Origin of the sequence: Plantactinospora mayteni (assembly GCF_016862935.1) — a bacterium.
Lineage (GTDB): Bacteria > Actinomycetota > Actinomycetes > Mycobacteriales > Micromonosporaceae > Plantactinospora > Plantactinospora mayteni.
In genome coordinates, this window is sequence record NZ_BONX01000106.1 from 1 (window position 1) to 1,582 (window position 1,582).

Here is a 1,582-nt window from a genome sequence, read left to right on the forward strand (position 1 = left end):
TAGTCTTGCTTTTTAACCTTCGGCTCTCTCGCCTGATGTTCTGCGCTGTCGTGAGTGGACACGAAGACGGCCTTCGGTGATCATGTCGTCTCGCCGAAGAAGAACATGACTCACAACCGAAGGCCGTGATGAGCAGTGTGCCCGACCCCGCTGGCCGCGTCGAGTCGCTGCGGCGACTCGCAGGGTTCCGGGATGAGTTTTACGGCTGTCTGACCCGTCGGGCGGACGCCCTGTTCGAGCTGACCGACGCGGTGTTGTGCGCGGATGGCCCGGTGGACAGCTTGGTCGGGTTGAGCCTGACCGCCGAACATCGCCGGGGTCATGGGGCGCTCTACGATGCGGTCAACCACGGGCGTCTGGAACTGGCCCGGTTACGCCGGGCCGTGGCCGCGTTGCCGGTCCCGCTGGCCGCTGACGGGCGGATCGTGCTTGCGGTGGACGTGTCCGCGTGGCTGCGCCGGGAAGCCCACACCAGCCCGGACCGGCTCTACTGCCACGTGACCGGGCAGACCCGCGCCCAGGACCAGCGAGTCCCCGGCTGGCCGTACTCGATCGTGGCCGCCCTGGAGACCGGCGCCACCTCCTGGACCGCGCTGCTCGACGCGGTCCGGCTCGGTCCGGCCGACGACGAGACGGCCGTGACCTGTGCCCAGGTGCGGGAGGTCGTGGACCGGCTGATCACCGCCGGACACCGACGCGAGGGCGACCCACCGATCCTGATCGTGACCGACTCAGGCTACGACTCCGCCCGCCTGACCCACGACCTGCGTGATCTACCGGTCGAGATCCTCGGGCGGCTGCGTTCCAGCCGGGTGATGCGCCTACCGGCACCAGCCCGCACCCCGACCACGATCGGCCGGCCTCGCCACCACGGCCCGGAACTGCGGTTGTCCGACGAGACCACCTGGCCCCAGCCGACCCACCACACCCACACCGCCACCTCCCGCTACGGCACCGCACAAACCCGCACCTGGAACCGGGTACATCCCCGGCTGACCCGCCGCGCCGCCTGGATCAGCCACACCGGGCCGCTGCCGATCCTGGAAGGCACTCTGCTGCGGCTGACCGTCGACCGCGTCCCGTCCGGTCAGAACCCCAAACCGATCTGGCTGTGGTGCTCCACGCCCGACCTGACCGCCGCCCAGGCTGATCTGCTCTGGCAGGCCTACCTACGCCGCTTTGACCTCGAACACACCTTCCGGCTGCTCAAACAGACCCTCGGCTGGACCCGACCCCGCTTGCGCGACCCGAACGCGGCCGACACCTGGACCTGGCTGATCCTCGCCGCACACACCCAACTACGGCTGGCCCGCGGCCTCACCGACGACCTGCGTCGTCCCTGGGAACGACCCGCCGACCCCACCCGACCCGAACGTCTGACCCCCGCCCGAGTCCGCCGCGGGTTTCGGAACCTCCAGCCGAAGACCAGCCATCCCACACAGGCACCAAAACCCACCCGGCCAGGCCCCGGACGCCCACCCGGCAGCCCCAACCGACACCGCGCACCCCGCCACGACGTCGGTAAAACCATCCACCGCGCCCGCACCCAAGCCAACCAGCAAAGACACGAAGGTTAAAAAAC

General features: G+C 69.3%; 1 protein-coding gene. It reads left to right on the forward strand.

What is annotated here, in order from left to right:
- The first annotated feature begins 128 nt into the window (after window positions 1–128).
- Window positions 129–1,577 (forward strand): NF041680 family putative transposase, encoded by a 1,449-nt coding sequence (locus Pma05_RS42065; protein WP_203863133.1) that lies wholly within the window; start codon window positions 129–131, stop codon window positions 1,575–1,577.
- The last annotated feature ends 5 nt before the right edge of the window (window positions 1,578–1,582 follow it).

Bases quoted from the DNA above. Each gene is read 5' to 3' on its own strand.
- Pma05_RS42065 (WP_203863133.1), top strand. From the start codon at position 129: ATGAGCAGTGTGCCCGACCCCGCTGGCCGCGTCGAGTCGCTGCGGCGA.